This is a genomic window from Janibacter sp. FSL W8-0316 (genome assembly GCF_038004165.1).
GTDB lineage: Bacteria > Actinomycetota > Actinomycetes > Actinomycetales > Dermatophilaceae > Janibacter > Janibacter indicus.
In genome coordinates this window covers 819,732-845,885 of sequence record NZ_JBBOQX010000001.1, presented here as the reverse complement: position 1 = coordinate 845,885, position 26,154 = coordinate 819,732, and the positions used below count along the sequence as shown (strand labels likewise).

The window sequence follows — 26,154 nt, the reverse complement described above, 5'->3', positions numbered from 1 at the left end:
CGTGACCACGACGGGGCGTCGCCTGACCGGGTCCGACCTGGCGGGCGACCCCCTGTCCGTCGCACCCATGCTGCTCGGGACCCGGCTGGTGGCCGGCGACGTCACGCTCCGCCTGACCGAGGTCGAGGCCTACTGGGGCGGCAACGACCCGGGCTCGCACGGCTACCGGGGGATGACCCCACGCACCGAGGTGATGTTCGGTCCGCCCGGGCATCTCTACGTCTACCGCTCCTACGGCATCCACTGGTGCGCCAACGTCGTCGTGGGGTCGAAGGGGGAGTGCGCTGCGGTCCTCCTTCGGGCCGGTGAGGTGGTCCGGGGGGAGGAGACCGCTCGAGAGCGCCGCGGCGACGTGCGTGCGCGGGACCTGGCCCGTGGGCCAGGTCGACTGACCCGCGCCCTGGGGCTGACCGGCGAGCACGACGGCAGCGCGCTGGTCGGGAGCCGGGCTCCCATCGCCCTCGTCGCGCCCGACGAGCCCGTCGACCCCCAGCGCATCCGTACCGGGCCGCGGGTGGGGGTCTCGGGACCCGGGGGAGACGGAGCCGACTACCCGTGGCGCTTCTGGCTCGACGGGGAGCCGACGGTCTCGGCCTATCGGCCGGGCAAGCCGCGGGTCAGGCGGGGTTGACGCCCACGTCGACCTGCTGGGCCAGGTAGTTCTCGACGCCGACGCGGACGATGGCGTCGAGCTGCGCCTCGAACCAGTCGGCGTGACCCTCCTCGTCGCGTGCCATTTCCTCGAAGACCGCTGCGGTCGCGTGGTCACCCAGGTCGTGGCACTCCTGCGCGGCGGAGTTGAACTGCTTGACCGCGACGATCTCGCTGGCGAGGGCCAGCTCGAGCATCTCCTTGGCGTCCTCGCCGATCTGGATGTTGTTGAGCTTCTGGACGTTGGGGTGGCCGTCGAACATCAGGATGCGCTCGATGAGCTCGTCGGCGTCCTTCATCTCACCGATGGACAGATCGTAGAAGACCTTGCCCAGGCGGGGCAGGCCCCAGTTGTCGAGCATGCGGGCGTGCAGGAAGTACGTGTTGACGACGGTCAACTCGAGGGTGAGCGCGTCGTTGAGGAGCGTGATGACTCGGGGGTCAGCTGGCTGCACGGTCTACCTCCGCGGGAGATGGGAAGAGGCCGGTGTCGACCTCGCTCCCGACACTCTCGCAGAGGATCCGCCGTACTGAGAAGACACAGGCACCGCAATCGCGGCCGGCTCCGGTGCTCGCGCACACCCGGGAGAGGGTGGTCGCGCCCGCGGCGGCGGCGTCGGCGATCTGGCGTTCACCGACCACGGCACAGTGACAGACGATCACGCCCGGTCTCCCTTCGTCTTCGTGAGGTGAGGCATACCTTAGCCCGACGAAGGGAGGGTTCGTCACCTGGTGTTCCACATGGCGGACCGACTCTCGCCCACCGGTGCGCCTGACGGCAGTCGCCCCGGTCCGTGGCAGGCTGTCTCCGGGCGTGCGACCGCGTGCCCGGCAACCTCCCGGAAGGACCGAGACGACCGTGACCGACATCCTCGACGAGCTGCAGTGGCGCGGAGCGGTGGCGCAGACCACCGACGAGGCCGCCCTGCGACAGGCCCTCGCCGACGGACCGATCACGGTGTATTGCGGCTTCGACCCGACCGCGCCCTCTCTGCACTTCGGCAACTTCGTGCAGCTCGTCGCCCTGCGACGGTTCCAGCGCGCCGGCCACAAGGTGATCTGCCTCGTCGGCGGGTCCACCGGGCTCATCGGTGACCCCAAGCCGACGAGTGAGCGCCAGCTGCGGACCAAGGAGCACACGGCGCGCAACGTCTCCCGGATCAAGGAGCTCGTGCGCCCCTTCCTCGACTTCGACGGGAGCAGCGGCGTCGCGCACCCGGCGATCCTCGTCGACAACCTCGACTGGACCGCACCGATGACCGCGCTCGACTTCCTGCGGGACATCGGCAAGCACTTCCGGGTCAACCAGATGATCCGCAAGGACGCGATCTCGGCCCGGCTCGAGAGCCAAGAGGGCATCTCCTACACGGAGTTCAGCTACCAGCTCCTCCAGGCGTTGGACTACCTCGAGCTCTACCGCCAGTACGACTGCACGCTCCAGCTCGGCGGGTCCGACCAGTGGGGCAACCTCACCGCGGGGGTCGACCTCATCCACCGTGCGGAGGGCGGGTCGGTCCATGCTCTGACCTCGCCGCTGCTCACCGACTCCCACGGGGTCAAGTACGGCAAGTCCGAGGGCAACGCCATCTGGTTGTCCGCCGACATGACCAGTCCCTACGCCTTCTACCAGTACTTCCTCAACGTCGAGGACGCCTCCGTGGTCAAGCTGCTCAAGGTCTTCACCGACCGAGGCCGCGAGGAGATCGACGAGCTCGAGCGGCTGGTCAAGGACGAGCCCCACCGTCGTGCGGCCCAGCGAGCCTTGGCGTCCGACATGACGACGCTCGTCCACGGCGAGGCCGCCACGATCTCGGTCCAGGCGGCCTCGGAAGCCCTCTTCGGCAAGGGCGATCTCACGGCACTGGACGCCGGCACGCTGCTCGACGCGACGGCCGAGCTGCCCGGCGCCGATGTCCCCGTGGGCACGGGGCTGCTCGATGCTCTCGTGGCGACCGGGCTCGTCGACTCCAAGAAGGCCGCGCGTCGCGCGATCTCGGACGGCGCGGTCTCGGTCAACGGCACCAAGGTGTCCGACGAGCAGTTCGTCCTCGGGCCGGGGGACTACCTGCACGGGCGGGTGGCCGTCCTGCGACGGGGCCGCAGGAACCTCGCGGCGGCCCGGCAGCGCTGACCCGCCAACGACACCCACTCGGGGTCGGATCGCCCGGAAACTCGGGGGATCCGACCCCGATTTGGTGAAGTCGGGATCGGTGATCTAATGTTCTCGACGTCAGCCCGAGAGGGAGGAACGGACACCACGCGGCGGCCCTTGCAGGGTCGCACCAAGCAGGCCGGTCCCGCGAGCTGACACCACTCCCAGCGAGTCACGTGAAGCACTTTGGTGCCACTGCGAAGCGAGTTGGAGCGAGGCAGCCAGGCTGCTAGAGTGGGAGATCGCCGCAGGCGACAAGCACCGCAAGATCCACCGGATCAGCGAGTTTGACCCAGAGGCAATCACAGTAGTAACTTGAAGAAGTTGCCCCTTAAAGTACTGGCCGGTTGGTTGGTGGTGATGGGTGTGCGTGTGAATCTTGAGAACTCAACAGCGTGTCAAAAATCGATGCCAATACCTCGTCTTGGCTGATTGTGCCCTTGCCTTTGTGGGTGTGGGTGTGGTTGGTCGGATGATTTTTTTCCTTTGGTTGACAATGAATGAACACAGCGATTGCGCTGGTTGTTCTTGCTCAGTCACGGTTCAGCCCTTTGTTGGGTTATTGATTGGCCCTGGTGCTTGCTGCTTTTGGTGGTGGGTGTTGGGGTGTTGATCATCAACGGAGAGTTTGATCCTGGCTCAGGACGAACGCTGGCGGCGTGCTTAACACATGCAAGTCGAACGGTGAAGCTCCAGCTTGCTGGAGTGGATCAGTGGCGAACGGGTGAGTAACACGTGAGCAACCTGCCCCTGACTCTGGAATAAGCGCTGGAAACGGCGTCTAATACTGGATACGAGAAGGGCCCGCATGGGCACTTTCTGGAAAGTTTTTCGGTTGGGGATGGGCTCGCGGCCTATCAGCTTGTTGGTGAGGTAATGGCTCACCAAGGCGACGACGGGTAGCCGGCCTGAGAGGGCGACCGGCCACACTGGGACTGAGACACGGCCCAGACTCCTACGGGAGGCAGCAGTGGGGAATATTGCACAATGGGCGAAAGCCTGATGCAGCGACGCCGCGTGAGGGATGACGGCCTTCGGGTTGTAAACCTCTTTCAGCAGGGAAGAAGCGAAAGTGACGGTACCTGCAGAAGAAGCACCGGCTAACTACGTGCCAGCAGCCGCGGTAATACGTAGGGTGCGAGCGTTGTCCGGAATTATTGGGCGTAAAGAGCTTGTAGGCGGTTTGTCGCGTCTGCTGTGAAAATCCGGGGCTCAACCCCGGACTTGCAGTGGGTACGGGCAGACTAGAGTGTGGTAGGGGAGACTGGAATTCCTGGTGTAGCGGTGAAATGCGCAGATATCAGGAGGAACACCGATGGCGAAGGCAGGTCTCTGGGCCACTACTGACGCTGAGAAGCGAAAGCATGGGGAGCGAACAGGATTAGATACCCTGGTAGTCCATGCCGTAAACGTTGGGCGCTAGGTGTGGGACTCATTCCACGAGTTCCGTGCCGCAGCTAACGCATTAAGCGCCCCGCCTGGGGAGTACGGCCGCAAGGCTAAAACTCAAAGGAATTGACGGGGGCCCGCACAAGCGGCGGAGCATGCGGATTAATTCGATGCAACGCGAAGAACCTTACCAAGGCTTGACATATACCGGAAACTTCCAGAGATGGTTGCCCCCTTTGGGTCGGTATACAGGTGGTGCATGGTTGTCGTCAGCTCGTGTCGTGAGATGTTGGGTTAAGTCCCGCAACGAGCGCAACCCTCGTTCTATGTTGCCAGCACGTTATGGTGGGGACTCATGGAAGACTGCCGGGGTCAACTCGGAGGAAGGTGGGGATGACGTCAAATCATCATGCCCCTTATGTCTTGGGCTTCACGCATGCTACAATGGCCGGTACAAAGGGCTGCGATGCCGTAAGGTGGAGCGAATCCCAAAAAACCGGTCTCAGTTCGGATTGGGGTCTGCAACTCGACCCCATGAAGTCGGAGTCGCTAGTAATCGCAGATCAGCAACGCTGCGGTGAATACGTTCCCGGGCCTTGTACACACCGCCCGTCAAGTCACGAAAGTCGGTAACACCCGAAGCCGGTGGCCCAACCCTTGTGGGGGGAGCCGTCGAAGGTGGGACTGGCGATTGGGACTAAGTCGTAACAAGGTAGCCGTACCGGAAGGTGCGGCTGGATCACCTCCTTTCTAAGGAGCTCTGGCCACCGTTGGGTGGTCCAGGACCTATTTCGCCGGCGAGTGTTCGGCGGTAGGTGCTCATGGGTGGAACATCGATTATTTGGCATTGTGCTTCTGAGTGGGTCGAGTACCTGCCGGGTATCTGCTGGTTTTTTGCTGGTGGGTGTGTGGTGGTGGAAAGTGGCTGGCTTGGGGGTGGGGTGTCTGACACGTTGTTGGGTCCTGAGGGTTCACGCGAGTGAAGCTTCATGGACCACGACCCCGACGATTTCGGTTGTTGGGGTTGGGTTGTGGGCCTTGCCTGGTCTGCATACTGCTCCCCTGTGGGGGTGGGTGTGGCTGGTTGGTGGGGTTGCCGCCCGTATGTTGAGAACTACACAGTGGACGCGAGCATCTTTATCTTTGTGGCTCAAGTTTTTAAGGGCGCACGGTGGATGCCTTGGCACCAGGAACCGAAGAAGGACGTAGGAATCTGCGATAAGCCTCGGGGAGTCGATAACCAGACTTTGATCCGAGGATTTCCGAATGGGGAAACCCGGCTGGAGGCAAGTCCAGTCACTCCTGTCTGAATATATAGGGCAGGTAGAGGGAACGCGGGGAAGTGAAACATCTCAGTACCCGCAGGAAGAGAAAACAATAGTGATTCCGTGAGTAGTGGCGAGCGAAAGCGGATGAGGCCAAACCGGGTCTGTGTGATAGCTGTCAGGCGTTGCAGGTTCGGGGTTGTGGGGCTTTCTGTTCCAGGACTGACATTCTGGGCTGGAGTAAGAAATTCATGTCATAGTCGAAGAGTCTTGAATGGCTCGGCATAGAGGGTGCGACCCCCGTAGACGAAATGGTGTGGACTCCAGATGATTGTTCCCAAGTAGCACGGGGCCCGTGAAATCTCGTGTGAATCTGGCGGGACCACCCGCTAAGCCTAAATATTCCCTGGTGACCGATAGCGGACAAGTACCGTGAGGGAAAGGTGAAAAGTACCCCGGGAGGGGAGTGAAATAGATCCTGAAACCGTGCGCTTACAATCCGTCGGAGCCTCCGTGTGGGGTGACGGCGTGCCTTTTGAAGAATGAGCCTGCGAGTTAGTGCTCAGTGGCGAGGTTAACCCGTGTGGGGAAGCCGTAGCGAAAGCGAGTCCGAATAGGGCGAATGAGTCGCTGGGTCTAGACCCGAAGCGGAGTGATCTACCCATGGCCAGGTTGAAGCGACGGTAAGACGTCGTGGAGGACCGAACCCACTTAGGTTGAAAACTGAGGGGATGAGCTGTGGGTAGGGGTGAAAGGCCAATCAAACTCCGTGATAGCTGGTTCTCCCCGAAATGCATTTAGGTGCAGCGTCACGTGTTTCTTACCGGAGGTAGAGCTACTGGATAGCCGATGGGCCTCACCAGGTTACTGACGTTAGCCAAACTCCGAATGCCGGTAAGTGAGAGCGTGGCAGTGAGACTGCGGGGGATAAGCTCCGTAGTCGAGAGGGAAACAGCCCAGATCACCAGCTAAGGTCCCTAAGCGTGTGCTAAGTGGAAAAGGATGTGGAGTTGCCGTGACAACCAGGAGGTTGGCTTAGAAGCAGCCACCCTTTAAAGAGTGCGTAATAGCTCACTGGTCAAGTGATTCCGCGCCGACAATGTAGCGGGGCTCAAGCACACCACCGAAGCTGTGGCATTGACACACTGCTCGGCACCCTTGTGGTGTCCAGGCGTGTTGATGGGTAGGGGAGCGTCGTGTGGCGAGTGAAGCGGCGGAGTGATCCAGTCGTGGATGCCACACGAGTGAGAATGCAGGCATGAGTAGCGAATGACGGGTGAGAAACCCGTCCGCCGAATAACCAAGGGTTCCAGGGTCAAGCTAATCTGCCCTGGGTAAGTCGGGACCTAAGGCGAGGCCGACAGGCGTAGTCGATGGACATCCGGTTGATATTCCGGAACCGGCGAAGAACCGCCCATGATGAATCCAGTGATGCTAAGCGCCTGAAGCTCACCGTTAGATGCCCTTCGGGGTGTCGCTGGTGGGTGGAACGCGTGACCCGAGCTGGTAGTAGTCAAGTGATGGGGAGACGCAGGAAGGTAGCCTCCGCGTGGCGATGGTTGTCCACGTCCAAGGGTGTAGGGAGTCAGGTAGGCAAATCCGCCTGGCACGTATCCTGAGACCTGATGGTGACCGCTTTAGCGGGAAGCAGGGTGATCCTATGCTGCCGAGAAAATCCTCTAGCGAGGTTCGAGCCGCCCGTACCCCAAACCGACTCAGGTGGTTAGGTAGAGAATACCAAGGCGATCGAGTGAATCGTGGTTAAGGAATTCGGCAAAATGCCCCCGTAACTTCGGGAGAAGGGGGGCCTGGACCCTGAAGCTCTTTACGGGCTAGGGGAAAGGGCCGCAGAGACCAGGGAGAAGCGACTGTTTACTAAAAACACAGGTCCGTGCGAAGTCGCAAGACGATGTATACGGACTGACGCCTGCCCGGTGCTGGAAGGTTAAGAGGACCGGTTAGCCCTTTGGGCGAAGCTGAGAATTTAAGCCCCAGTAAACGGCGGTGGTAACTATAACCATCCTAAGGTAGCGAAATTCCTTGTCGGGTAAGTTCCGACCTGCACGAATGGCGTAACGACTTCTCCACTGTCTCAACCGCGAACTCGGCGAAATTGCACTACGAGTAAAGATGCTCGTTACGCGCAGCAGGACGGAAAGACCCCGGGACCTTCACTATAGCTTGGTATTGGTGATCGGGACGGCTTGTGTAGGATAGGTGGGAGACTGTGAAGCATGCACGCCAGTGTGTGTGGAGTCATCGTTGAAATACCACTCTGGTCGTTCTGGTTATCTAACCTCGGTCCGTGATCCGGATCAGGGACATTGCCTGGTGGGTAGTTTAACTGGGGCGGTTGCCTCCTAAAATGTAACGGAGGCGCTCAAAGGTTCCCTCAGCCTGGTTGGCAATCAGGTGGCGAGTGCAAGTGTACAAGGGAGCTTGACTGCGAGACAGACATGTCGAGCAGGGACGAAAGTCGGAACTAGTGACCCGACGGTGGCTTGTGGAAGCGCCGTCGCTCAACGGATAAAAGGTACCCCGGGGATAACAGGCTGATCTTCCCCAAGAGTCCATATCGACGGGATGGTTTGGCACCTCGATGTCGGCTCGTCGCATCCTGGGGGTGGAGTAGCTCCCAAGGGTTGGGCTGTTCGCCCATTAAAGCGGCACGCGAGCTGGGTTTAGAACGTCGTGAGACAGTTCGGTCCCTATCCGCTGTGCGCGTAGGAAACTTGAGAGAGGCTGACCTTAGTACGAGAGGACCGGGTTGGACGAACCTCTGGTGTGTGAGTTGTTCTGCCAAGGGCACCGCTCATTAGCTACGTTCGGGAGTGATAACCGCTGAAAGCATCTAAGCGGGAAGCATGTCTCAAGATGAGGTTTCCATGAACTACGGTTCGAGAGGCTCCCAGTAGACTACTGGGTTGATAGGCCAGATGTGGAAGTGCAGCAATGCATGGAGCTGACTGGTACTAATAAGCCGATAACTTGATACACAACACAACCTTGTTGCGTTAAAGAAGAACGAAGATTGTTCGCGTCCACTGTGCAGTTCCCGAGATACGGTCGGGACACGATGATTGTCCACGCATTTCCATAGAGTTACGGCTGTTATAGCGAAGGGGAAACGCCCGGTCCCATTCCGAACCCGGAAGCTAAGCCCTTCAGCGCCGATGGTACTGCACTGGTGACGGTGTGGGAGAGTAGGACGCAGCCGGACAAACATTCACGAAAGCCCCCCAGCCACCACGCTGGGGGGCTTTCGCCATTCCAGGCCCCATTGCCGACCATCGCGTCAGGGTGTTGCGTCATGTGCCCAGGTCGGGAGAGTCTGGCCCGAGACAACAGGTCAAGAGAGGTTGATGTCGTGGACGAGAGGTCGAGCAGGCCGGATCGTGGTCGTGACGGGTCCGCTGGGCGCGGGGGCCAGGGTCCCCGCGGTGGTTCCGGAGGAGGCCGCGGTGGCCGGCCGGAGCGGCGTGGATCTTCCGGGCGACCCGAGCGCGGTGACCGTCAGGCACGCCCGGAGCGAGGTGGTCGTTCCGATCGTCGCGGGGCACCGCGCGAGGCTGACGCCGACAACCGCGGTGGGTCGCGGCTGGTGCCCAAGGAGGGCCGCAAGCCGGAGCCGGCGATCGCGCCGGACGTCACCGGGGCCGAGCTGGACCGCAGCGTGCGCCAGCAGTTGCGCACCCTGAGCAAGGAAAATGCGGACGGCGTGGCCCAGCACCTCGTCATGGTCGCCGCACTGCTGGAGGCCGAGGACCTCGACGGTGCCTTGGCGCACGCGGAGACGGCGGTGCGACGGGCAGGTCGGGTGCCGGCCGCTCGGGAGGCGCTCGGCTTCGTCGCCTACCGCATGGGCGACTTCGCTCGGGCACTCACCGAGTTCCGCACGGTCCGGCGACTGAGTGGCTCCTCGCACCTGCTGCCGCTCATGGTCGACTGCGAGCGTGGCCTCGGTCGTCCGGCGCGGGCGCTCGAGCTGCTGGGCTCGCCGGAGGCGCGTCAGCTGGGCCAGGAGGAGCAGGTCGAGCTGCTCATCGTGGGCTCCGGCATCCGTCGCGACATGGGTCAGCCGCATGCCGCTGTCCTCGCCCTGCAGGGCCAGGTCGACAAGGTCAAGAACAAGCCGTGGGCTGCCCGCGTCTGGTACGCCTACGCCGACGCCCTGCTCGAGGTCGGTCGTGAGGCCGACGCGCGGTCGTGGTTTGCCAAGGCGGCTGTGGCCGACCAGGACGGCGAGACGGACGCGATCGAGCGCGTCGAGGAGCTCGACGGGGTGCACCTCCAGGAGGTGCCCGACAGCGACGGCCAGGCGGTGCCCGAGGGCGAAGGCGACGACCCGACGTCGACGCCGTGACCCCGCCGGCGGCGGGTGGCCAGCTGGCCGCGGCCTACGACGCGATCATCTGCGACATCGACGGCGTCGTCGTGGCCGGAGCATCGGCTGTGCCGCATGCGGTCGAGGCGCTCGGTGCTCTCGAGGTGCCGGTGGTCTTCGCCACCAACAACGCCTCGCGCACCCCGGCGCAGGTGGCCGACCACTTGGCGGCTCTGGGTGTCCCGCTCACCGAGGGGGACGTGCTCACCAGCTCGCTGGCAGCAGCGCGGGTCCTCGCCGATCGGTATCCGCCGGGGAGCGAGGTGCTGGCGGTGGGTGGTGCCGGGGTCGGGGCCTCCCTTCGCGCTGTCGGTCTGCTGCCGGTGGCACCCGGGACGAAGGGGGCGCCGGTGGCCGTGCTCCAGGGGTACGGACCGCACGTGTCGGCGTCGGACCTCGGGGAGGCCGCCTGCGCCATCCGCGGGGGAGCCCGGTGGGTGGCGACGAACACCGACCTGACCCTGCCGACGGACCGTGGGCCCTTGCCGGGCAACGGGTCGCTCGTCGCAGCGGTGCGCAACTGCGTCGATGTCGACCCGGAGGTCATCGGGAAGCCGCACCCGCCGATGTACCAGCTGGCCGCCCGACGACTTGGCGTCGCGATCGACCGGGTGCTGGCGGTCGGGGACCGGCTGGAGACCGATATCGAGGGCGCGGTGGCCACCGGGATGGACGGTGCACTCGTCCTCACCGGCGTGCACGGGATGGGGGACGCGGCCGCGGCACCCGTCCAGCGGCGCCCGACCCACGTCCTCGAGGACCTGCGAGGTCTCGCGGCCCCGTACCCACCGGCCGAGCAGCACGATGGCTGGGCCGTGCGTGACCGGTCCCGCGCTCGGGTGGTCGACGGGCGCCTCGAGGTCGAGGGCGGTGGCATCGACGCAGACCGGGCGAGCCTGGACGCACTGTGGTCGGCCGTCGACGCGGGGTTCATCACGCCGGCAGACGCGAGCCGGCTCGTCTTCAGCCGGTAGCGTGGGACGCCCCGACCCGAGGAGTGACGTGGACCCCGTACGTGGACTGATCCATCTGGGCCTGAAGACGACCGAGGCGACTCTCGACCGGGTGCTCGACGTCGTGCGTCTGGTCGACACCATGCTCGTCTCGAGCGCGGTGCCGCCCGTGCGTGAGCGCACCGACAGCACGCCGACCTGGCCCCAGGAGGAGCAGGGCGATCTCGACGCGCTGAGCACGGCGCTGCGCGAGCGCGCCGTGGCCGACGAGGTTTCGACTGCTCCGGTGACCGGACCGACGGAATCCACGCCGGCCACGAAGCGTCCGGCGCGCAAGGCGCCTGCCCGGCGCTCGACGTCGACGGCGGCGAAGAATGCGGCCACCAAGACGTCTGCGGCGCCGGCGAAGGCCACTGCGAGGAAGGCGCCAGCCAAGAAGTCTGTGCCGGCGAAGAGGGCCACTGCGAAGAAGGCGTCTGCGAAGAAGGCGTCTGCGAAGAAGGCGTCTGCGAAGAAGGCGTCTGCGAAGAAGGCGACTGCGAAGAAGGCGACGACCGCCAAGACCGCCTCCCCGGCCTCGACCCAGCCCGTGCTCCCCGATGCCTGAGGAGGCCACACCCGTGCCGGAGGCCCCGCGGCCCACTCCGGGCGACCTCGCCCCCAGAGCCCCCGAGCCGATGCCCGAGGGCACCCCGGAGACGGGCGACCTCGTCGTCGACGCGGCGTTGCGTGACCTCGCCGTCGTCGACCCCGACGACCTCGACGCGGTGCTGACTGCGGGGGAGTCGGTGCACGGCACCCTGACCTCGCGCCTGTCCGACCTCGGGACCTGACGGGTGCCCGAGACGACCCGACTGGACCTCGCCCTCGTCGAGCGCGGTCTGGCGCGCAGCCGAACCCGGGCGCGCGAGCTCGTCGAGTCGGGCCAGGTGCGCGTGGCCGGGCAGGTGGCCACCAAGTCCTCGCAGCAGGTCACGCCGGACACCCCCGTCGAGGTTGCCGGTGACGCCGATCGGTGGGTCGGTCGAGCGGCCGGCAAGCTGCTCGGGGCTCTCGACGCCTTCGAGATCGAGGTCGCTGGCCGTCGGGCACTCGACATCGGCGCCTGCACCGGCGGGTTCACCCAGGTCCTCCTCGAGCGGGGTGCCGACCACGTCATCGCCCTCGACGTCGGGCACGACCAGCTCGCACCGGAGCTGGCCGCCGACCCGCGCGTGACCGACCGCAGCGGCACGACGATCCGGGGCCTCGACCCGCACGACATCGGTGGCCCGGTACCCCTGGCCGTCGGGGACCTGAGCTTCATCTCCCTTCGTCTCGTGCTCGCCGAGATCGCGGACCTGCTCACCGACGACGGTGACGCGGTGCTCCTGATCAAGCCGCAGTTCGAGGTGGGCCGGGACCGGCTCGGGCGCAAGGGCGTGGTCACCGACCCCGCCGCCCGACGTGCAGCCATCACCGGGGTGCTCGAGCGGGCCGCCGAGGTGCGGCTCGCGGTCCTGGGCATCGCCCGCAGCCCGGTGCGTGGGGGAGAGGGCAACCACGAGTACCTCGTCCACCTGACCCGGCGCACGGGTGTCGGCCTGACGTGGCAGGCTCAGACCGACATCGCCCACGAGCTGGTCCAGGAGGAGGCCCCATGACCCAGCGGCGTGTGCTGCTCATGGCGCACCCGAGCCGGCCCGAGGCCCTCGAGGTCGCGATGGGCGTTGCCGACAAGCTCGCCCAGGCCGACATCGAGGTGCGCCTGCCCGCGGGCGAGCTCGGCGAGAGCCTGCTCGGCCAGCACCCCGGCGTCGTGGTCCACGACGGAGACCGGCCCGTCGACGGTGTCGAGCTCGTCGTGGTGCTCGGTGGTGACGGGACGATCCTGCGCGGTGCCGAGGCGGCCCGCGGCAGCGGAGTCCCGCTGCTGGGCGTCAACCTCGGGCACGTCGGCTTCCTCGCCGAGGCCGAGCGCGAGGACGTCGACGCGACCGTCGAGCACATCGTCGAGCGCAAGTACGAGGTCGAGGAGCGGATGGCCCTCGACGTCGTCGCGACCCTCGACGGGCAGGAGATCGCCCGCAGCTGGGCCCTCAACGAGGTCACCGTCGAAAAGGCCTCCCGCGAGCGGATGCTCGTGCTCACCGTCGAGATCGACGGCCGACCCCTCTCCACGTGGGGGTGCGACGGCGTCGTCATGGCCACCCCGACCGGCTCGACGGCCTATGCCTTCTCCGCGGGCGGGCCCGTCGTCTGGCCGGGGGTCGAGGCGATGCTCGTCGTGCCGATCAGCGCCCACGCCCTCTTTGCCCGCCCCCTCGTCGTCGCACCCACGTCGGCGCTGGCCGTCGACCTCGTCCCCGGCACCGAGGGCCACGGCGTGCTGTGGTGCGACGGTCGGCGGGCGGTCGACCTGCCGCCGGGGGCGCGCATCGAGGTCAGCCGCTCCGCGGAGCCGGTGCGACTGGCCCGCCTCAGCAGCTCGCCCTTCACCGACCGGCTCGTCGCGAAGTTCGACCTGTCCGTCCACGGCTGGCGCGGCCGCAACCGCTCGGGGGCCTGACATGCTGCGCGAGCTGCGGATCCGCGACCTCGGGGTGATCGAGGACGCCACGCTCACCCTCGATCCCGGCCTGACCGTCGTCACCGGCGAGACCGGAGCGGGCAAGACCATGGTCGTCACCGGCCTGGGGCTGGTGCTCGGGGGCCGCGCCGATGCGGCCCTCGTGCGCACCGGGAGCGACGAGGCGGTCGTCGAGGCCGAGCTCGATCTGGCCGACGACCACCCGGCCCGAGCGGTCGCCGAGGACGTCGGTGGCGTCGCCGACGAGCCCGAGCTGCTCCTGTCGCGCACGGTCTCCGCCGCCGGCCGCAGCCGCGCCCACGTGGGCGGTCGCCGGGCACCGGTCGGCACCCTCGCCGACCTCGGCGAGGGGCTCGTCGCCATCCACGGGCAGGCCGACCAGTGGCGCCTGAAGCGTCCCTCGCAGCACCGTGCCCTTCTCGATGCCTTCGGGGGCGACGAGGTCGCCGATCCGGCGGCGCAGGTCGCGCAGGCGCACCGCACCTGGCACGAGGCGAAGGGGGAGCTGGACCGCCTGGTCGACGGGGAGCGCACCCGCCTGCAGGAGGTCGAGCTGCTCACCCACCAGCTCGAGCAGATCGACGGCGTCGAGCCGCAGCCCGGCGAGGACGTCGAGCTCGCCCGCGAGGCCGAGCGCCTCGGCCACGCCGAGGAGCTGCGCACCGGGGCCGACACCGCCCACCGGCTGCTGTCCGACCCCGACAGCTTCGACGGCGACGACGTCGTCGGTCGGGTGGCCCGGGCAGCCGGCGAGCTGGAGCGGCTCGCCGACCACGACCCGCAGCTGTCCGACCTGCACCGTCGCCTGGCCGAGGTCGGCGTGCTCGCCGCCGAGCTGGCGACCGAGCTGTCCGGCTACGCCGCCGACATCGAGGCCGACCCGGCACGCCTCGGGGCCGTCGAGGAGCGGCGGGCCGCCCTGCACGAGCTCACCCGGCGCTACGGCGACGACATCGCCGCCGTGCTGCGTCACCGCGATGCCTCCCGGGAGCGACTGCAGGGCCTGCTCGGGGCCGACGAGCGGATCGAGGCGCTCACCGCGCAGGTCGCCGAGGCGGAGCAACAGCTCGCCGAGGCGGCCACCCGACTCACCGAGGCCCGGACCGCTGCCGCGGCCGGGCTCTCCCGCGCCGTCGAGGACGAGCTCGCCCACCTGGGCATGGACAAGGCCCGGGTCGAGGTGGCCGTCGAGCCCCGCGGCGAAGAGTCGGCGCTCGAGGTGACTTCGGCTGACGGGACCACCCGGCGGGTCGGACCCGATGGGGCCGATGTCGTCGAGGTCCGGGTCGCCGCCAACCGTGGCGCCCCGCCCCGTTCGGTCGCCAAGGCCGCGTCCGGGGGTGAGCTGAGCCGGATCATGCTGGCCATCGAGGTCGCGACCGCCGGGTCGACCGGCAGCCAGGTCCCCACCTTCGTCTTCGACGAGGTGGATGCCGGTGTCGGTGGCCGCGCGGCCCTCGACGTCGGGGCCCGGCTCGCGGCGCTGGCCCGCACCAGTCAGGTCATCGTCGTGACGCACCTGGCGCAGGTGGCGGCCCACGCCGACCGTCACCTCGTCGTGCACAAGGCCCACGGCGACCAGGTGACCGCGAGCGGGGTGCGCCCCGTCGAGGGCGACGAGCGACTCGGGGAGCTCTCCCGGATGATGGGTGGCGACGACTCGAGCGTGGGCCTGCGGCACGCCCACGAGCTGCTCGAGCAGTGTCGCCGCTGAGCCGCGACGGCTTCGTGGGACGATGCACCGGATGGCCCTTCGACGCACGCGCGATTCCGCCCGCCACCAGGCGCTGCCCGGTGTCCGCGGGCGTCTGCGGATCGACCGGCGGACCAAGAGCCTGACCAAGCGACTGCGTCCCGGCGAGATCGCCGTCATCGACCACTCCGACATCGACCGGGTGAGCGGGGAGGCCCTCGTCGCGTGCCAGCCGATCGCCGTGGTCAACGCCGCGCGCTCGATCAGCGGTCGCTACCCCAACGTCGGCCCGCAGATCATCGTCGACGCGGGCATCCCGCTCCTCGACGTCGACGACGAGGAGCTGCTCGACCGCCTCAAGGACGGCGCGACGGCCAGCGTCGACGGGAACACCATCCACCTGGCCCGCGAGAGCATCACCGGCAGCCGGTGGGACAGCGACCAGATCGCGGCCGCCATGGACTCCGCGCGCGCCGGGCTCGGCACCCAGCTCGAGGCCTTCGCCGCCAACACCATGGAGTACCTCAACCGCGAGCGCGACCTGCTCTTCGACGGGGTCGGCGTCCCCGAGATCGCGACGGACCTGCGGGGCCGCCACGCGCTCATCGTCGTGCGTGGGTACCACTACAAGGAGGACCTCGCCGCCCTTCGTCACTACATCCGCGAGTACAAGCCGGTCCTCATCGGGGTCGACGGGGGCGCCGACGCGCTCGTCGAGGCGGGCCACCGCCCCGACCTCATCGTCGGTGACATGGACTCCGTCTCGGACACGGTGCTCGGCTGCGGGGCGGAGGTCGTCGTGCACGCCTACCGCACCGGTGAGGCACCCGGCGTGGCCCGGGTCGAGGCGCTGGGCGTGACGCCCGTGGTCTTCCCGGCGACGGGCACGAGCGAGGACATCGCCATGCTCCTCGCGGACGACAAGGGAGCCCAGCTCATCGTCGCGGTGGGGACGCACGCGACGCTCGTCGAGTTCCTCGACAAGGGCCGGGCGGGCATGTCGAGCACCTTCCTCACCCGGCTGCGGGTGGGCAGCAAGCTCATCGACGCGAAGGGAGTCAGCCGGCTCTACCGCACGCGCATCTCCTCGTGGTGGCTGCTCGGGCTGGCCCTGGTCTGCCTCTTCTCGCTCTTCGTCGCCCTCTGGGCGACACCCACCGGTCAGGCTGCACTGCAACTGCTCGGGGCCCGTTGGGACGACCTGTGGGCCCTCGTCGAAGGACTCCTCACGTGATCGACTTCAGGTACCACCTCGTCTCCCTCGCGGCCGTGCTCATCGCCCTGTCGATCGGGATCGTGCTCGGGGCCGGGCCGCTCAACGACAACATCGGCAGCACCCTGTCGGGCGAGGTCACCAAGCTGCGTCAGGAGAAGGAGGAGCTGCGCCGCCAGGCCAACGAGGATCGTCGCGGCCTCGAGGCGCGCGACGCCTACGACGAGCAGACCCTGCCCGGGGTCGTCGGAGACCGGCTCGTCGAGCGCACCGCCACGGTCGTCGTGCTGCCCGAGGCGGCCGACGACGACGTGCAGGAGGCGCGCGACGCCCTCGAGGAGTCGGGGGCGAGCGTCGCCGACACCGTGGAGGTCGACGCCGACTGGGCTGCCGCGGGCGACGCGTCCGCGGACGAGCGGGATCGCACCGGCGACGGCGCCCTGCGCGACCTCGGCGTGGATGCCGAGGTCCCCGACGGGGCGCAGACCGTCGACCAGACCCTCGCGGTCGTCGTCACCGGTCGGGAGCGGGCGGGGTCGACGGAGCGGGTCGAGCGCTCGGCACGGGACGCCGCCTGGACGCGGTTGCGCGATGCCGGGCTCGTCGAGGGTCCCGCACAGGCCCCGGCTGCCGCCGACCTCGTCGTGGTCGTCGGAGGACCGGTCGCGGCCGAGTCGGCTGACGACACCTCGGGGTCCGTCGACCGCGCCGCCGAGGCGATTGCCGCCACCTGGGTGGCCCTGACCCACCTCGTGCAGACCCACGCCGACGGGACCGTGCTCGCCGCGCCCGAGGCCGAGGAGGGGTCCGCCGATGCCTCGCCCGTGACCATGGCGCGCACGCAGGGCTCACTCGCCGAGGGGGTGTCGACGGTCGACGACCCTGACCTGCCCATGGGCCGGGCGGCGATCGTCCTGGCTCTCGACGAGCAGCTCGACGGCGGCTCCGGCCACTACGGCATCGGAGCCGGAGCGGACGCCCCGGTGCCCGAGGGCGCATGAGCGCCGTCGTCACCGGCCTCGCCGGGATCGGCCTGACCCGAGCGCTCACCGGTCTCGGCCGCCGACTGCCCGAGGCCGCACGCGCCCCGTGGGCCCGACGCAACCACGCCGGTGCGCCGGTGACCCTCCTCGAGGGACCCGTCGTCGTGCTCGCGGCAGCGGCCACGGCCACGACGGGGGCCCGCGATGCCGGCACGGCCCTCGTCGTGCTGGCACCCGGCCTGCTCGGCGGGCTCGACGACCTCGTCGGCGACGGCACGACCAAGGGGCTACGCGGGCACCTCGGTGCACTGCGGCGTGGTCGCGTGACGACGGGCGCCCTCAAGATCCTCGGCCTGGGCGCCACTGCGGTCCTCGCTGCGCACCTCGAGACACGAGGCAGCACCCGACAGGGGGTGGGGCAGAGCGTCGCCGGGACCGCCGTCGACGCCGTCGTCGTCGCCGGCACCGCCAACCTCGTCAACCTGCTCGACCTGCGCCCCGGGCGGGCGCTCAAGGTGACCACCACGGCGGGGGCTCTGCTCAGCGTGCCCCGATCAGCGCGACCGCTGGGGGTGACCCTCGTCGGGGTCGGCCTCGGCGCCCTGCCCGAGGACCTCGCGGGCGAGACGATGCTCGGCGACTGCGGGGCCAACGCGCTCGGTGCGCTCGTCGGGCTGGCCTTCGTCCGTGGTCTCGGCCCCCGGGGACGTCTCGCCGTCGCCGGGGTGGTCACCGGCCTGACGCTGCTGTCGGAGCGGGTGAGCTTCACCCGGGTCATCGAGTCGACCCCCGTGCTGCGCGAGCTCGACGCCTGGGGCCGACCACGGTGAGCCGGGTGGCCCGGGACGCCGGCACCGTCGCGGTGGTCACGGCCGTGGCGAGGGTCGTCGGCTTCGTGCGCTGGCTCGTCTTCGCCTGGGCGGTGGGCGCGACCGGTGTCGGCACCGTCTACCAGAGCGTCAACACGGTGCCCAACATCGTCTACGAGATCGCCGCCGGGGGCGTCCTGGCCGCTGTGGTCGTCCCGCTCGTCGCGGCCCGCGTCGGTGCCGGCGGCGCCGAGAGCGCCGACGACGTCGCCTCTGCCCTCCTCACCCGCACCCTCGTGGTGCTGCTGCCGCTCGCCCTGCTCGTGGCGGGGGTCGCCCCCTTCGTCAGCCGGATGCTCCTGGGTGACCTCGAGGTCGACGGGGCCGTGCCGCTCGGTACCCGGCTGCTCGTCGTCTTCAGCCCGCAAGTGGTGCTCTACGGACTGGGCATCGTCGTCTCCGGAGTGCTGCAGGCGCACCGGCGCTTCCTCGCGGCGGCGATCGCCCCGCTGCTCTCGAGCCTCGTCGTCATCGTCACCTACGTGCTGTGGGCCCTCGTCGTGCCCGCCGGCACGACGCCGGCCGGCGTGACCTCGGGTGAGCTGCTCCTCCTCGGTGGTGGCACGACCCTCGGAGTCGTCGCGCTGTCGCTGCCGCTCCTCGTCGTGGCCGAGCGGGCGGGGATCCGGCTGCGGCCACGCTGGCGCCTCGCGCCCGAGACGGCGGCGCGGGCCCGGACCCTCGCTGCCGCCGGGGTCGTCGCGCTGCTGGCCCAGCAGGCCACCGTGCTCGCCACGCTCACCGTGGCCAACCGGGCCGGGGGCGACGGCACCCTCGTCGTGCAGAACTACGTCCAGGCTCTCTACCTGCTGCCCTATGCGGTCCTCGCGGTGCCGGTCGCCACGGCGGTCTTCCCGGTCCTCGCGGCCGCTGCGGACGAAGGGAGCCAGACCTCCGTCGCCGAGACGCTCGCCGCGTCGCTGCGTGCCGTCGTCGTCCTCGCCGCGTCGGCCGCCGCCGGGCTGGTCGCCGCGGCCGGCGCGGTGGGGCTGGTCTTCACCGCGATCGACCGCAGCGCCGAGGGCGCGGCCGCGCTCGCCGCGATGCCGGAGGCCCTCGTCGCGATGGCCCCCGGACTCGTCGGCTTCAGCATCGCCGCCGTGGCGCTGCGGGCGCTCTACGCCCGAGGCCGTGCGCTCGTCGCCGGCACGATCATGGCCGCGGGGTGGCTCGTCGCCGCGCTCCTGCCGCTGCTGCTGCTCGCCGGGACGGGTGGCGCCCGACGCACCCTCGTGGGCCTCGGGCTCGCCTCGTCACTCGGGATGACCGTCGCCGGTGTGGGGCTGCTCGTGCAGGTCCGGCGCGACTGGGGGAGCGGCGCGCTCGCCGGCCTGCCTCGGGTCCTGCTCCTCGCCGCCGCCGCGCTCGGCCTCGGCCTGGCCGTGCACCTGGGCCTGGGCGAGCGCTGGCCGGACGACGTCGTGACGGCCACGCTCTCGGGTGCTGTCGTGGCGCTCGTCGTCGCCGGCGGGGTGCTGCTCGGGGGGCTCGGGCTCGACCCGACGCTGCGCTCACGTCTGCCCGGGCGGCGGGTCACCCGATGAGGATCCTGCTGTGCCTCGCCTCGGCCGCCGGAGGGATCGGCACGCACGTGGCCGACCTCGCTGGGTCGCTGTCCGCGGCCGGCCACGACGTGCACGTCGCGACCGACCCGGCGACGCGGGGGCGCTTCGACCTGCCGGGAGACGCGATGCTCACCGTCGGCGAGGTGCGGGCGTTCGGTCGGGGAGCCGATGTCGTCCACGCCCACGGGTTCCGGGCCGGGCTCGTCGCCACGACGGCCATGGCGACGCTCGCTCCCTTCGGCGCAGGCGTGCCGGTCGTCGTCAGCCTGCACAACCCCATCCGAGGGTCCGGGTCTTCGCCGCGGAGGGTCGTGGGCGAGGCGGCCGCGCGCGGGGTCGTGCGTCGGGCCGCGCTCGTCACCGGAGCGAGCAGCGACCTCGTCGCCGACGCCCGGGCGCTCGGCGCCCGCCGGGCCGAGCTCGCCGAGGTGCCCTCCCCGCGCGTCCCGACGCTCCTGGCCACCGACCGGGCCGGGTGGCGGGCGGCGCACCGCGACGCGCTGCTGGCGCGGCACGACCTGGCGGGGGAGACCCCCTTCGTCCTGACGATCGCGAGGGTCGCCCCGCAGAAGGGCATCGACGTCCTCGCCGAGGCCGCCGCCGGTGCCCCCGGGCAGTGGGGGCTCGTCGGGCCGGGGCAGCAGGACCTGGCAGCGGACGGACCCCTGCACCTGCTCGGCGAGACCGCCGACGTCACCCCGTGGCTGCTGACGGCCGACGTGCTCGTCGTGCCGAGCGAGTGGGAGGCCCGCGCGCTCGTCGTGCAGGAGGCCATGGCCGCCGGGACCCCCGTCGTCGCCCGACGCGTCGGTGGCCTGCCCGACCTGCTCGACGGTGTCGGCCTGCTCGTCGACGGGCCCCAGGAGGCGTCGGCCGGTCCGCTCGCCGGTGCCGTGGCGGCGGTCCTCGACCACCCGGACCGGGCCGCGCACGCCGCGCTGGCCGCCCGGGAGCGGGCGCGGGGCTGGGACGGACTCGACGACAGCGCAACTCGCTGGGTGCAGCGTTACCGAGCACTCGCCCGCGTGACGTAGATTGGAACCCCGTGGTGGCACTGACGAAACACATCTTCGTGACCGGAGGAGTCGTCTCCTCACTCGGCAAGGGACTGACGGCCTCGAGCCTCGGGCACCTGCTTCGGGCGCGTGGCCTCAAGGTCACGATGCAGAAGCTGGATCCCTACCTCAACGTCGACCCGGGGACGATGAACCCCTTCCAGCACGGTGAGGTCTTCGTCACCGAGGACGGCGCCGAGACCGACCTCGACATCGGGCACTACGAGCGTTTCCTCGACACCAACCACGACGGCTCCGCCAATGTCACGACCGGGCAGGTCTACAGCCGGGTCATCGCGCGGGAGCGCAAGGGCGAGTACCTCGGCGACACCGTCCAGGTCATCCCGCACATCACCAACGAGATCACCTCGCGGATGCGTGCACCCGCCGCCGGCAGCCCCGGCGTCGACGACGCCGCCGCGCCCGACGTGATCATCACCGAGATCGGTGGCACCGTCGGCGACATCGAGTCGCTGCCCTTCCTCGAGGCCGCCCGACAGGTGCGTCACGAGCTCGGTCGCGACAACTGCTTCTTCCTGCACGTCTCGCTCGTGCCCTACATCGCGCCGAGCGGCGAGATGAAGACCAAGCCGACCCAGCACTCCGTCGCCGCGCTGCGCCAGGTCGGCATCCAGCCCGACGCGCTCGTGCTGCGCGCCGACCGCGAGATCCCCGCCGACATCAAGCGCAAGATCTCGATGTCGTGCGACGTCGACAAGGACGGCGTGGCCGCGTGCGTCGACGCCCCGAGCATCTACGACATCCCCAAGGTGCTGCACCGCGAGCACCTCGACACCTTCGTCATCCGCCGTCTCGGCCTCAACTTCACCGACGTCGACTGGGGGAGCTGGGACACCCTGCTGCGCCGGGTCCACCAGCCGCGCCACGAGATCGAGGTCGCGCTCGTCGGCAAGTACATCGACCTGCCCGACGCCTACCTCTCGGTCACCGAGGCCCTGCGCGCGGGTGGCTTCCACAACGACGCCAAGGTGCGCATCCGCTGGGTGCCCTCCGACGACTGCGAGACGCCGGCCGGGGCGAGCAAGGCGCTCGGCGGGGTCGACGCGGTGCTCGTGCCGGGCGGCTTCGGCGTGCGGGGCATCGAGGGCAAGCTCGGTGCGCTGCGCTGGGCGCGCGAGCAGCAGGTCCCCACGCTCGGCATCTGCCTGGGCCTGCAGTGCATGGTCATCGAGTACGCGCGCAACGTCGCCGGCATCGAGGGCGCCAGCTCCACGGAGTTCGACCCGGCGTCGAGCGCGCCGGTCATCGCCACGATGGAGGAGCAGAAGTCCTTCGTCGACGGTGCCGGTGACCTCGGCGGGACGATGCGCCTGGGCTCCTACCCGGCCGACCTGCGTGAGGGCTCGGTCGCCGCGACCGCCTACGGCTCCACCCAGGTCACCGAGCGGCACCGCCACCGCTACGAGGTCAACAACACCTACCGCGACCAGCTCGAGCAGGCCGGCCTCGTCGTGAGCGGCACCCACCCGCAGCTCGGGCTCGTCGAGTTCGTCGAGCTCCCGCGCGAGGTGCACCCCTACTACGTCTCGACCCAGGCGCACCCCGAGTTCAAGTCGCGCCCGGACAAGGCCCACCCGCTCTTCGCCGGGCTCATCGGTGCCGCGGTCCAGGCGCAGCGCGACTCGCGCCTCGTCGAGGTCGACCCGCCGGAGGAGTCGGCCGAGCCGGCGGCCGAGCCGGCGACCGAGCCGGCGAGCGTGGACGTCGAGGCCTGATGACCGACGAGACGGTGCCGCTGCGCGACGAGCTGCTCACCCGCTCGGTGACCTCCAGCGAGGTGGTCTTCGAGGGCGCGGTCTGGGATGTGCGTCGTGACACCTTCGAGCTCGAGGGCGAGACCCTGGTGCGCGAGGTCGTCGACCACCCGGGTGCCGTCGCCGTCCTGGCCCTCGACGAGCAGGACCGCGTGCTGCTCATCCGGCAGTACCGTCACCCCGTCTCGGCCAACGAGTGGGAGATCCCCGCCGGCCTGCTCGACATCGCGGGTGAGGACCCGCTCGTCGGCGCGCAGCGCGAGCTGGCCGAGGAGGCTGACGTCACGGCCGACGAGTGGGCGGTCCTCGTGGACTACTTCACCTCGCCCGGTGGCATGGACGAGGCGATCCGCGTCTACCTCGCGCGGGGGCTGCGTCCCGTGCCCGAGGGCGAGCGGCACCAGCGCGAAGGGGAGGAGGCGCACCTGCTCCAGCGGCGCGTGCCCCTCGACGAGGTCGCTGCGGCGGTCCTCGCCGGGGACCTGCACAACTCCACCCTCGTCATCGCGACGATGACGGCCCGGGCGTCCCGAGAGGGCGGCTGGACCTCCCTTCGTCCTGCCGACAGCCCGTGGCCCGAGCACCCCGGCCGCAGGGACGGCCCGACCGGCTGATCAACCCGTTGGCCCGGCACCCGCCGGGCTCCGTAGGATGGACCGGCCCGCGCGACCCGCCGGGCGACCCGAAGGACAAGGAAGAACACCCCGTGCTCCGCACCCACGACGCCGGCACCCTGCGTGCCGAGCACTCCGGCCAGACCGTCACGCTCACCGGCTGGGTGGGTCGTCGTCGTGATCACGGGGGCGTGGCCTTCCTCGACCTGCGCGACGCGTCCGGCGTCGCCCAGGTCGTCGCCCGTGACGAGGTCCTCACCGGTGCGGCGCACGACCTGCGCAACGAGTACGTCATCAAGGTCCTCGGCGAGGTCACCCCGCGCGATCCCAAGGACGTCAACCCCAACGTCGCGACCGGCGAGATCGACGTCGTCGCCAGCTCCATCGAGGTGCTCTCCGAGGCCGCGCCGCTGCCCTTCCAGATCGACGAGCGCGTGAGCGTCGGCGAGGAGGCCCGCCTCAAGCACCGCTACCTCGACCTGCGCCGCCCGGGCGCCACGAGCGCCGGCGCCGGCCTGCGCCTGCGCAGCAAGGTCAACGCCGCGGCCCGCACGGTGCTCGCCGAGCGCGACTTCGTCGAGATCGAGACCCCGACGCTCACCCGCTCCACGCCCGAGGGTGCCCGCGACTTCCTCGTGCCCGCGCGCCTGGCGCCGGGCGCGTGGTACGCCCTGCCGCAGAGCCCGCAGCTGTTCAAGCAGCTGCTCATGGTCGCCGGCATGGAGCGCTACTACCAGATCGCCCGCTGCTACCGCGACGAGGACTTCCGCGCCGACCGGCAGCCCGAGTTCACCCAGCTCGACATCGAGATGTCCTTCGTCGAGCAGGACGACGTCATCGAGCTCGGCGAGGCCATCGCCAAGGCCGTGTGGGCGACCATCGGGGTCGACCTGCCGACGCCCTTCCCGCGCATGACCTATGCCGAGGCCATGGAGCGCTATGGCTCCGACAAGCCGGACCTGCGCTTCGGGGTCGAGCTCGTCGACTGTACCGAGTACTTCGCCGACACCCCCTTCCGCGTCTTCAAGAACGACTACGTCGGCGCGGTCGTCATGCCGGGTGGCGCCAGCCAGCCGCGGCGCCAGTTCGACGCCTGGCAGGAGTGGGCCAAGCAGCGCGGCGCCAAGGGCCTGGCCTATGTCACCGTCGGCGAGGACGGCGAGCTCGGTGGCCCGGTCGCCAAGAACATCTCCGACGAGGAGAAGGCCGGCCTGGCCGCCCACGTCGGTGCGGCCCCCGGCGACTGCATCTTCTTCGCCGCCGACAAGGCCAAGGCCGCGCGGGCGCTCCTCGGTGCGGCCCGTCAGGAGATCGCCCAGCGGTGCGAGCTCATCGACGAGACCGCGTGGTCCTTCCTCTGGGTCGTCGACGCCCCGCTCTTCGAGCCGGCCGGCGATGCCGTCGCCGCCGGTGACGTGGCGGTCGGTGCGGGTGCGTGGACCGCGGTCCACCACGCCTTCACCAGCCCCAAGGAGGAGTTCCTCGACTCCTTCGACACCGACCCGGGCCCGGCCCTCGCCTACGCCTACGACATGGTCTGCAACGGCAACGAGATCGGCGGCGGGTCGATCCGTATCCACCGCAAGGACGTGCAGGAGCGCGTCTTCAAGGTCATGGGCCTGGACGAGGAGTCCGCGCAGGAGAAGTTCGGCTTCCTCCTCGAGGCCTTCAAGTACGGCGCCCCGCCGCACGGCGGCATCGCCTTCGGCTGGGACCGCATCTGCATGCTCCTGCTCGGTGCCGACTCGATCCGTGACGTCATCGCCTTCCCCAAGTCCGGCGGCGGCTACGACCCGCTCACCGACGCGCCGGCGCCGATCACCCCGGAGCAGCGCAAGGAGGCCGGCATCGACGCCACGCCCAAGCGTGACGAGGACGCCGAGGCGGCCCAGGCCGCGGGCGACCGGGCGGGCGCCTGATCCGATGAGCCAGCCGGTCGAGGTGCTCCTGTGGGACTGCGACGGCGTCCTGCAGCACGGGCGCTTCGACTGGCGGTCTCGGCTCGATGGTGCAGTCCGGCCGGGCTTCGCCCGGAGGGTCTTCGAGGCCGAGCTGCCGGCCCTGCGGGGCGAGCGGCCGCTGCGTGAGGTGCTCGAGGAGCTGCTCCGGCTGGAGCAGGAGCAGTCCGACCACGTGCCGATCACGGTCGAGGACCTGCTGTCGATCTGGGAGCAGTTCGACCTCGATCCCGAGGCGATCGGCGTGCTCACGGCCGTGCGCGACCTCGGCGTACCCTGCATGCTCGCGACCAACCAGCAGGACCACCGCGTGCAGCACATGCGCGAGGTCCGTGGCTACGACGACCTCGTCGACGGCTCCTACTACTCCAGCGAGATCGGCGCGATGAAGCCGGACCGGGTCTTCTTCGAGCGGGTCCTCGACGACCTCGGCCTGCCGGGGGAGCAGGTCGGTTTCGTCGACGACGTGCCGGCCAACGTCGAGTCGGCGCGTTCGGTGGGGATCCGGGCGGTGCTCCATGACCCGGCGTCCGGTGCGGTCGGCCTGGTCGAGGACCTCACCCCGCTCGTGCCGCAGCTGGCTGATCTGGGCGCACGACCTTAAGGCGATGCGGCCGGGAGACGGTCGAGGAAGGCCGTCTGTGCTGCGACGACGAGCTCTCGCGCGGCGCCGATGTCGTGCCACTCGCCACGGTCGAGCTCCGGGAAGGACTGGCGCAGACCGGACCTCGGGGGCCACTCCAGGTCGAAGGTGCTGCTCTCGACCAGGGTGACGTCAGCCCCCTTCGTCACCTCGATCGCCCACGCGTGGACGACCTTGCCTCCGGACTGGCGCACCTGGCCCAAGGCCAGGCGCGGCCCGGCGGGGGCGGGAGCGCCGGTCTCCTCGGCGAACTCGCGCTCGGCCGCCGCGAGCACGTCCTCGCCGGGCTCCACCTCGCCCTTGACGATGGTCCAGCCGCGAGGCCGACGGGCCCACAGCGGACCGCCCATGTGCCCGAGCCAGACGCGGGTCGCACCCTCCTCCCGGACGAAGGGGAGCAGCCCGGCACTCGTGCGCGGCACG

21 protein-coding genes and 3 rRNA genes are annotated in these 26,154 nt (G+C 69.2%); 21 read left to right on the top strand and 3 right to left on the bottom strand.

Features of this window, described 5'->3' with window-relative positions:
- Window position 1: 1 nt before the first annotated feature.
- The gene (locus tag NYE39_RS04085) at window positions 2-631 is read left to right on the top strand and encodes a DNA-3-methyladenine glycosylase (protein ID WP_072624802.1); all 630 of its coding nucleotides are present in this window, start codon (window positions 2-4) and stop codon (window positions 629-631) included.
- On the opposite strand, the gene bfr is transcribed toward NYE39_RS04085, so the two are convergent.
- Together bfr and NYE39_RS04075 are read right to left on the bottom strand one after the other, a co-directional pair.
- A complete protein-coding gene (bfr, locus tag NYE39_RS04080) occupies window positions 618-1,106 on the bottom strand; it encodes a bacterioferritin (RefSeq protein ID WP_072624801.1) in 489 nt (162 codons plus the stop codon). The genes NYE39_RS04085 and bfr overlap by 14 nt on opposite strands.
- On the bottom strand, window positions 1,093-1,521 hold the full coding sequence (locus NYE39_RS04075) for a (2Fe-2S)-binding protein (RefSeq protein ID WP_192910378.1): 429 nt from the start codon (window positions 1,519-1,521) through the stop codon (window positions 1,093-1,095). Before NYE39_RS04075 ends, bfr begins: the two co-directional genes overlap by 14 nt.
- Between NYE39_RS04075 and tyrS the strand changes: the two genes are divergently transcribed.
- The 20 genes from tyrS to NYE39_RS03975 all read left to right on the top strand — a co-directional run bounded on the left by tyrS (window position 1,511) and on the right by NYE39_RS03975 (window position 25,692).
- Window positions 1,511-2,782 (top strand): tyrosine--tRNA ligase, encoded by a 1,272-nt coding sequence (tyrS, locus tag NYE39_RS04070; protein ID WP_192910377.1) that lies wholly within the window; start codon window positions 1,511-1,513, stop codon window positions 2,780-2,782. The two genes, NYE39_RS04075 and tyrS, sit on opposite strands and share 11 nt — an antisense overlap.
- A gap of 637 nt (window positions 2,783-3,419) precedes the next feature.
- Window positions 3,420-4,942: ribosomal RNA gene (locus NYE39_RS04065) — 16S ribosomal RNA — on the top strand.
- A gap of 398 nt (window positions 4,943-5,340) precedes the next feature.
- A 23S ribosomal RNA gene (locus tag NYE39_RS04060) occupies window positions 5,341-8,453 on the top strand.
- Window positions 8,454-8,560: 107 nt separating this feature from the next.
- Window positions 8,561-8,677 (top strand): 5S ribosomal RNA (gene rrf, locus NYE39_RS04055).
- Together the 16S, 23S and 5S rRNA genes form the textbook arrangement of a ribosomal RNA operon.
- Window positions 8,678-9,058: 381 nt before the next feature.
- A complete protein-coding gene (locus tag NYE39_RS04050; protein WP_072624798.1) occupies window positions 9,059-9,820 on the top strand; it encodes a tetratricopeptide repeat protein in 762 nt (253 codons plus the stop codon).
- Window positions 9,817-10,815, top strand: coding sequence for an HAD-IIA family hydrolase (locus NYE39_RS04045; protein ID WP_072624797.1), 999 nt, complete (start codon window positions 9,817-9,819; stop codon window positions 10,813-10,815). Before NYE39_RS04050 ends, NYE39_RS04045 begins: the two co-directional genes overlap by 4 nt.
- Before the next feature lie 28 nt (window positions 10,816-10,843).
- The gene (locus tag NYE39_RS04040; protein ID WP_192910376.1) at window positions 10,844-11,401 is read left to right on the top strand and encodes a hypothetical protein; all 558 of its coding nucleotides are present in this window, start codon (window positions 10,844-10,846) and stop codon (window positions 11,399-11,401) included.
- On the top strand, window positions 11,394-11,627 hold the full coding sequence (locus NYE39_RS04035) for a hypothetical protein (protein WP_192910375.1): 234 nt from the start codon (window positions 11,394-11,396) through the stop codon (window positions 11,625-11,627). The genes NYE39_RS04040 and NYE39_RS04035 overlap by 8 nt, the downstream gene beginning before the upstream one ends.
- A 3-nt stretch (window positions 11,628-11,630) precedes the next feature.
- On the top strand, window positions 11,631-12,437 hold the full coding sequence (locus tag NYE39_RS04030) for a TlyA family RNA methyltransferase (protein ID WP_341011907.1): 807 nt from the start codon (window positions 11,631-11,633) through the stop codon (window positions 12,435-12,437).
- Window positions 12,434-13,342, top strand: coding sequence for an NAD kinase (locus tag NYE39_RS04025; protein ID WP_341011906.1), 909 nt, complete (start codon window positions 12,434-12,436; stop codon window positions 13,340-13,342). The genes NYE39_RS04030 and NYE39_RS04025 overlap by 4 nt, the downstream gene beginning before the upstream one ends.
- A 1-nt stretch (window position 13,343) precedes the next feature.
- Window positions 13,344-15,077: a DNA repair protein RecN gene (recN, locus tag NYE39_RS04020; RefSeq protein WP_341011905.1), complete on the top strand. Its 1,734-nt coding sequence runs from the start codon at window positions 13,344-13,346 to the stop codon at window positions 15,075-15,077.
- A 31-nt stretch (window positions 15,078-15,108) separates the two neighbouring features.
- On the top strand, window positions 15,109-16,290 hold the full coding sequence (gene steA / locus NYE39_RS04015) for a putative cytokinetic ring protein SteA (RefSeq protein ID WP_341011904.1): 1,182 nt from the start codon (window positions 15,109-15,111) through the stop codon (window positions 16,288-16,290).
- Window positions 16,287-17,270, top strand: coding sequence for a copper transporter (locus NYE39_RS04010; protein ID WP_341011903.1), 984 nt, complete (start codon window positions 16,287-16,289; stop codon window positions 17,268-17,270). The genes steA and NYE39_RS04010 overlap by 4 nt, the downstream gene beginning before the upstream one ends.
- The gene (locus tag NYE39_RS04005) at window positions 17,267-18,082 is read left to right on the top strand and encodes a hypothetical protein (RefSeq protein WP_341011902.1); all 816 of its coding nucleotides are present in this window, start codon (window positions 17,267-17,269) and stop codon (window positions 18,080-18,082) included. Before NYE39_RS04010 ends, NYE39_RS04005 begins: the two co-directional genes overlap by 4 nt.
- A gap of 5 nt (window positions 18,083-18,087) precedes the next feature.
- Window positions 18,088-19,665: a lipid II flippase MurJ gene (locus NYE39_RS04000; protein WP_072624789.1), complete on the top strand. Its 1,578-nt coding sequence runs from the start codon at window positions 18,088-18,090 to the stop codon at window positions 19,663-19,665.
- Window positions 19,662-20,720, top strand: a complete 1,059-nt coding sequence (locus tag NYE39_RS03995) for a glycosyltransferase family 4 protein (RefSeq protein WP_072624788.1) — start codon at window positions 19,662-19,664, stop codon at window positions 20,718-20,720. The genes NYE39_RS04000 and NYE39_RS03995 overlap by 4 nt, the downstream gene beginning before the upstream one ends.
- An 11-nt stretch (window positions 20,721-20,731) precedes the next feature.
- Window positions 20,732-22,477 carry a CTP synthase gene (locus NYE39_RS03990; protein WP_341011901.1) on the top strand — a complete coding sequence of 582 codons (1,746 nt, stop codon included), beginning with the start codon at window positions 20,732-20,734 and terminating at the stop codon, window positions 22,475-22,477.
- On the top strand, window positions 22,477-23,130 hold the full coding sequence (locus NYE39_RS03985; protein ID WP_072624786.1) for an NUDIX domain-containing protein: 654 nt from the start codon (window positions 22,477-22,479) through the stop codon (window positions 23,128-23,130). Before NYE39_RS03990 ends, NYE39_RS03985 begins: the two co-directional genes overlap by 1 nt.
- A 92-nt stretch (window positions 23,131-23,222) precedes the next feature.
- Entirely contained in the window at window positions 23,223-25,049 is a 1,827-nt protein-coding gene (gene aspS / locus NYE39_RS03980; protein ID WP_072624785.1) for an aspartate--tRNA ligase, read from the top strand.
- A gap of 4 nt (window positions 25,050-25,053) precedes the next feature.
- Window positions 25,054-25,692: an HAD family hydrolase gene (locus NYE39_RS03975; protein WP_072624784.1), complete on the top strand. Its 639-nt coding sequence runs from the start codon at window positions 25,054-25,056 to the stop codon at window positions 25,690-25,692.
- Here NYE39_RS03975 and NYE39_RS03970 read toward each other — a convergent pair.
- Entirely contained in the window at window positions 25,689-26,153 is a 465-nt protein-coding gene (locus NYE39_RS03970; protein ID WP_072624783.1) for an NUDIX domain-containing protein, read from the bottom strand. The two genes, NYE39_RS03975 and NYE39_RS03970, sit on opposite strands and share 4 nt — an antisense overlap.
- Window position 26,154: the final 1 nt, after the last annotated feature.

Bases quoted from the DNA above. Each gene is read 5' to 3' on its own strand.
- NYE39_RS03975 (WP_072624784.1), top strand. From the start codon at position 25,054: ATGAGCCAGCCGGTCGAGGTGCTCCTGTGGGACTGCGACGGCGTCCTG.
- NYE39_RS03995 (WP_072624788.1), top strand. From the start codon at position 19,662: ATGAGGATCCTGCTGTGCCTCGCCTCGGCCGCCGGAGGGATCGGCACG.
- NYE39_RS04075 (WP_192910378.1), bottom strand. From the start codon at position 1,521: ATGTCGGTCACGGTCGTCTCGGTCCTTCCGGGAGGTTGCCGGGCACGC.
- NYE39_RS04005 (WP_341011902.1), top strand. From the start codon at position 17,267: ATGAGCGCCGTCGTCACCGGCCTCGCCGGGATCGGCCTGACCCGAGCG.
- recN (WP_341011905.1), top strand. From the start codon at position 13,344: ATGCTGCGCGAGCTGCGGATCCGCGACCTCGGGGTGATCGAGGACGCC.
- NYE39_RS03985 (WP_072624786.1), top strand. From the start codon at position 22,477: ATGACCGACGAGACGGTGCCGCTGCGCGACGAGCTGCTCACCCGCTCG.
- steA (WP_341011904.1), top strand. From the start codon at position 15,109: ATGGCCCTTCGACGCACGCGCGATTCCGCCCGCCACCAGGCGCTGCCC.
- NYE39_RS04025 (WP_341011906.1), top strand. From the start codon at position 12,434: ATGACCCAGCGGCGTGTGCTGCTCATGGCGCACCCGAGCCGGCCCGAG.
- NYE39_RS04035 (WP_192910375.1), top strand. From the start codon at position 11,394: ATGCCTGAGGAGGCCACACCCGTGCCGGAGGCCCCGCGGCCCACTCCG.